Below are 5,123 nucleotides of genomic sequence, written 5' to 3' on the forward strand. Positions count from 1 at the left end.
AGCGCCCCGGCCAGTTCGGTGAGGTCCTCGACGCCGCCGCTGCCGGTCACCACGGTGGTGACGCCCTCCTCCTGGAGGACCAGCCCGTCGTACCGCTCGCCCTCGTAGCGGTCCCAGTCGCGGCCGCCCACGTCGACGGTCCCCTTCTTCGCGGCGCCCTGGGTGGCGTCCTCGACGAACTCGGACGGCTTCTGCGTGGACTGCTCCAGCGCCACGTAGCCGCCGTCCGGGTCCGAGAAGCCCAGGTGCCAGCGCGCGTGCTCGGCGCGGTAGCGCACCGACGTCGCCGTCCAGCCCTCCGGCAGGCCCTCGGGGGCCGCCACCGGGTACGGCGCGGCACGGCGCGCCGTCAGGAGCTCGACCCGGTAGTCCACCCGCTTCGGCTCCGGCGCGGTGTCGTCGTGCGGGATGAAGAGGTAGATCACGCCCGCCGCGAGAAGAATGAGGCCCAGGGAGAGAACCATGTCCCGGACCGACTGCTTGCCTTTCGTACCTGCCACGCCCTCCATCGTCGCAGGTACCCTCCGCGCTCATCCGTGGGGTCCTCTGCTCATAATTTCAGTCGGAGGTTAGAGTCAGGAGCGAACGACCCTCATCCGGCCGTCGTCGTACAGGGAAGGTGCGCTCCGATGACCGAGCACAATCTGCTGCCGTCCGAACTCGAGGTCCCGTCCGAAGCCCCCGACCGCAACCTGGCCCTGGAACTGGTCAGGGTCACCGAGGCCGCCGCCATGGCGGCGGGCCGCTGGGTCGGCCGCGGTGACAAGAACGGCGCCGACGGCGCCGCGGTGCGCGCCATGCGCACCCTCGTCTCGACCGTCTCGATGAACGGCGTCGTCGTCATCGGCGAGGGCGAGAAGGACGAGGCCCCCATGCTGTTCAACGGGGAACAGGTGGGCGACGGCACCGGCCCCGAGTGCGACATCGCCGTCGACCCCATCGACGGCACCACCCTCACCGCCAAGGGCATGACCAACGCGATCTCCGTGCTGGCCGCCGCCGACCGGGGCTCGATGTTCGACCCCTCGGCGGTCTTCTACATGGACAAGCTGGTCACCGGCCCGGAGGCCGCCGACTTCGTCGACATCAACGCCCCGGTGTCGGTGAACATCCGCCGGGTCGCCAAGGCCAAGCGCTCCACGCCCGAGGGCGTGACCGTGGTCATCCTGGACCGCCCCCGGCACCAGCAGCTCATCCAGGAGGTCCGGGAGACCGGCGCCCGGATAAAGCTGATCACCGACGGCGACGTGGCCGGCTCCATCCTCGCCCTGCGCGAGGGCACCGGCATCGACCTGCTGCTGGGCATCGGCGGCACGCCGGAGGGCATCATCTCGGCCTGCGCGGTGAAGTGCCTGGGCGGCACCATCCAGGGCAAGCTCTGGCCGAAGGACGACGAGGAGCGCGAGCGGGCGGTCGCGGCCGGCCACGACCTGGACCGGGTGCTGACCACCGACGACCTGGTCTCCGGCGACAACGTCTTCTTCGTGGCCACCGGCATCACCGACGGCGAGCTGCTGCGCGGGGTGCGGTACCGGTCGGAGACGGCGACGACCTCCTCGATCGTCATGCGCTCCAAGTCCGGCACGGTGCGGGAGATCCACTCCGAGCACCGGCTGAGCAAGCTCCGGGCCTACAGCCAGATCGACTTCGACCGGGCCAAGTAGAGCGGCCCGGACGGTTCGGGCCCGGGCAGGGGCCCGGACCCGGGCACGGGCGGGATCAGCAGCGGTCCGAGGGCGCTCCCGGTGCGGCGGGGGCGCCCTTCGGCGTCCCCGAGCGGCCTCGGGCGGTTCCGAACGGTCTCGGGCGGCACGGGCGACGCCGGGCGGCCTCGAACGCCCTGGGTGGCCTTCGAGCGGCGCAGGGTGGCCTTCGAACGGCTCCGGGCGGCACCAGGCGGTCCCGAACGGCATCAAGCGCGGCCCCGGGCGGCCCGGGAAGGGGGCCTCGGGCCCCCGCGCCCCCTCGCGGCGCCCTCGTCAGCCCGCCGCGGCTATGCGTCCGCCCGCCGCCGAACGCGTCGCCTTCTTGAGCTCGATCTCCCGGCGCCGGCGGCGGGCCAGCACCAGCCGGCGCTCGGCGGCCGTCAGCCCGCCCCACACGCCGTAGGGCTCCGGCTGCAGCAGGGCGTGCTCGCGGCACTCCACCATCACCGGACAGCGGGAGCAGACCCGCTTGGCCGCCTCCTCGCGCGACAGCCGCGCGGCCGTGGGCTCCTTGGACGGGGCGAAGAACAGGCCCGCCTCGTCCCTGCGGCAGACCGCGTCGGTGTGCCAGGGAGCCTCCTGGTCGCGGTCTTTGGGGGCGCTCCGCCGGGCCGGGTCCGGGGGGACCTGTGCGACCTTGGTGACCTGCAGGGACGAGCGCGTGTGCTGCGGCACGGTCTACTCCTGACGAAGGCTTCGCGAGCGAGCGGCGATGCGTCAAGCACTACCCCTCGCACACGCGCCGTATGCACCCCGTACACGCCTCACGACGGAGCGCGGCGGTCACAACTCCCTTGACTCGCCCTTGAGATGCCCGCCGCCGGAATGCCCGCCCCCCAGGTGCCGTCCCGCGGGGCGGCCGCCCCCGGCACTCCTGCGCAGGGACCTGTCCACGTGCCGGTGCACCCGGTCCAGGATGTCGGCCACCAGGCTTCCGCGACGCGGGCTCGCCTCGACGCTCCCCAGCACCGCCCAGCCGTCCACGTACACCACCGGGGCGTTGGGGTCCTCGGCGTCGGCCGCGTCCACCTCGAAGTTGCCGAGGACACCGCCGCCGGTGCCGCGCAGGGTGACGTTCTCCGGCACGTACACCTCCACGCTGCCGAAGACCGAGACCGCCTTCACCGTGACCTGCTGGTGCTCGAAGACGGCCTCGCTGAGGTCGATCTCGACACTGCCGAATATCGCGTACGCGTTGACCCGGCGGCCCGCCCGCCAGCGGCCGGTGCGGGAGGCGGCGCTGAACACCGCCGCGACGTTCTCGCCGGCCACGGGCAGGGACTCCAGGTCCAGCGGCGCCGCGGCCGGGGAGGCGGAGTGCGGGTCCCGCCCACGGGGCAGGTCCCGGACGAACACCTCGAGCTCGCCGACCGTGCGGGCGGCGAGCACCCCCTCGACCCGCTCCGCGTGCTCCTCCGGCGTGAGCCGGCCCTCGGCGACGGCCTCGCGCAGCTGGTCCACGACGCGGTCCCGCTCGGCGTCGGACGCGCGCACCTCGGGATTCTTGTGAAGGTCCACGTACGGAGCGTAGCAGTCGCGATGTATCGCGAACAGTCCCCGTGAGGACGAATTCGCCGGGCGTCCCGCCCCTCGCGCGCCCTTTGCCCATATGAGGCCCACCTCTGTCAAGCGAGCCTTACCTCACAGCGGTGGCCCTCCGCGCACGTTCTACGCTGTGGGCACTGGCTATCTTTCGAGTGAGGAATGGCGAGATGCCTGAGTTCGCGTACACCGATCTGCTCCCCACCGGAGAGGACACCACCCCCTACCGGCTGGTGACCTCCGAGGGCGTGTCGACCTTCGAGGCCGGCGGACGCACGTTCCTCAAGGTGGAGCCGGAGGCGCTGCGCAAGCTCGCCGAGGAGGCCGTCCACGACATCCAGCACTACCTGCGGCCCGACCACCTCGCCCAGCTCCGGAAGATCCTCGACGACCCCGAGGCGTCCGCCAACGACAAGTTCGTCGCCCTGGACCTGCTGAAGAACGCGAACATCGCCGCGGCGGGCGTCCTGCCCATGTGCCAGGACACCGGCACCGCGATCGTGATGGGCAAGCGCGGCCAGAACGTGCTGACCGAGGGCGACGACGAGGAGGCCCTCTCCCGGGGCATCTACGACGCCTACCAGAACCTCAACCTGCGGTACTCGCAGATGGCTCCGCTCACCATGTGGGAGGAGAAGAACACCGGCAGCAACCTGCCCGCGCAGATCGAGCTGTACGCGACCGACGGCGGCGCCTACAAGTTCCTCTTCATGGCCAAGGGCGGCGGCTCCGCCAACAAGTCGTTCCTCTACCAGGAGACCAAGGCGGTCCTCAACGAGGCCTCCATGATGAAGTTCCTGGAGGAGAAGATCCGTTCGCTGGGTACGGCGGCCTGCCCGCCGTACCACCTGGCGATCGTGGTCGGCGGCACCTCCGCCGAGTTCGCCCTGAAGACCGCGAAGTACGCCTCGGCGCACTACCTGGACGGCATGCCCACCGAGGGCTCCCCCCTGGGCCACGGCTTCCGCGACACGGAGCTGGAGGAGAAGGTCTTCGAGCTCACCCGTGAGCTCGGCATCGGCGCCCAGTTCGGCGGCAAGTACTTCTGCCACGACGTCCGCGTCATCCGCCTCCCCCGCCACGGCGCCTCCTGCCCGGTCGCGCTCGCGGTCTCCTGCTCCGCCGACCGCCAGGCCGTCGCGAAGATCACCGCCGAGGGCGTCTTCCTGGAGCAGCTGGAGAAGGACCCGGCGCGCTTCCTGCCGGACACCACCGAGGCCGAGCTGATCCAGTCCGGCGACGTGGTCAAGATCGACCTCAACCGGCCGATGGACGAGATCCTCGCCGAGCTGGCCAAGCACCCGGTGAAGACCCGCCTCTCCCTCACCGGCCCGCTGGTCGTCGCCCGCGACATCGCGCACGCCAAGATCAAGGAGCGCCTGGACGCCGGCGAGGGCATGCCGCAGTACCTGAAGGACCACCCCGTCTACTACGCCGGCCCCGCCAAGACCCCCGAGGGCTTCGCCTCCGGCTCCTTCGGCCCCACCACGGCCGGCCGCATGGACTCCTACGTCGAGCAGTTCCAGGCGGCGGGCGGCTCCAAGGTGATGCTGGCCAAGGGCAACCGCTCGAAGCAGGTCACCGACGCGTGCGCCGCGCACGGCGGCTTCTACCTGGGCTCCATCGGCGGCCCCGCCGCCCGCCTGGCGCAGGACTGCATCAAGAAGGTCGAGGTCCTGGAGTACGAGGAGCTCGGCATGGAGGCGGTCTGGAGGATCGAGGTCGAGGACTTCCCCGCGTTCATCGTGGTGGACGACAAGGGCAACGACTTCTTCCAGGACCCGGCCCCGGCCCCCACCTTCACCTCCATCCCGGTCCGCGGCCCCGGTCTCTGACCCGGAGCACCCCGTGCGGCGGGGCCGCGGCCGCCCCCCC

General features: G+C 71.6%; 5 protein-coding genes. 2 read left to right on the forward strand and 3 right to left on the reverse strand.

The window, feature by feature from the left end; all coding sequences use genetic code 11:
* Positions 1-500: DUF4245 domain-containing protein (locus A2U95_RS07170; protein WP_166024898.1), on the reverse strand; the 500-nt coding region annotated here is incomplete at its 3' end.
* A gap of 129 nt (positions 501-629) precedes the next feature.
* Between A2U95_RS07170 and glpX the strand changes: the two genes are divergently transcribed.
* Complete coding sequence (glpX, locus tag A2U95_RS07175) at positions 630-1,664, forward strand: class II fructose-bisphosphatase (RefSeq protein WP_166021367.1); 1,035 nt, start codon at positions 630-632, stop codon at positions 1,662-1,664.
* A gap of 315 nt (positions 1,665-1,979) precedes the next feature.
* Here the strand turns inward: glpX and A2U95_RS07180 are convergent, their stop codons facing one another.
* Positions 1,980-2,381: a WhiB family transcriptional regulator gene (locus tag A2U95_RS07180; RefSeq protein ID WP_420856974.1), complete on the reverse strand. Its 402-nt coding sequence runs from the start codon at positions 2,379-2,381 to the stop codon at positions 1,980-1,982.
* 108 nt (positions 2,382-2,489) lie between these two features.
* A complete protein-coding gene (locus A2U95_RS07185) occupies positions 2,490-3,224 on the reverse strand; it encodes a DUF1707 SHOCT-like domain-containing protein (RefSeq protein ID WP_240957231.1) in 735 nt (244 codons plus the stop codon).
* A 194-nt stretch (positions 3,225-3,418) separates the two neighbouring features.
* Here A2U95_RS07185 and A2U95_RS07190 point away from each other — a divergent pair, with 194 nt between their 5' ends.
* Positions 3,419-5,083 (forward strand): fumarate hydratase, encoded by a 1,665-nt coding sequence (locus tag A2U95_RS07190; protein WP_166021368.1) that lies wholly within the window; start codon positions 3,419-3,421, stop codon positions 5,081-5,083.
* The last annotated feature ends 40 nt before the right edge of the window (positions 5,084-5,123 follow it).

The organism is Streptomyces chilikensis (assembly GCF_001642695.1).
Classification (GTDB): domain Bacteria; phylum Actinomycetota; class Actinomycetes; order Streptomycetales; family Streptomycetaceae; genus Streptomyces; species Streptomyces chilikensis.

What these genes read in the sequence shown, in the direction of transcription:
- glpX (WP_166021367.1), top strand. Translation starts at nt 630, where the DNA reads ATGACCGAGCACAATCTGCTGCCGTCCGAACTCGAGGTCCCGTCCGAA.
- A2U95_RS07190 (WP_166021368.1), top strand. Translation starts at nt 3,419, where the DNA reads ATGCCTGAGTTCGCGTACACCGATCTGCTCCCCACCGGAGAGGACACC.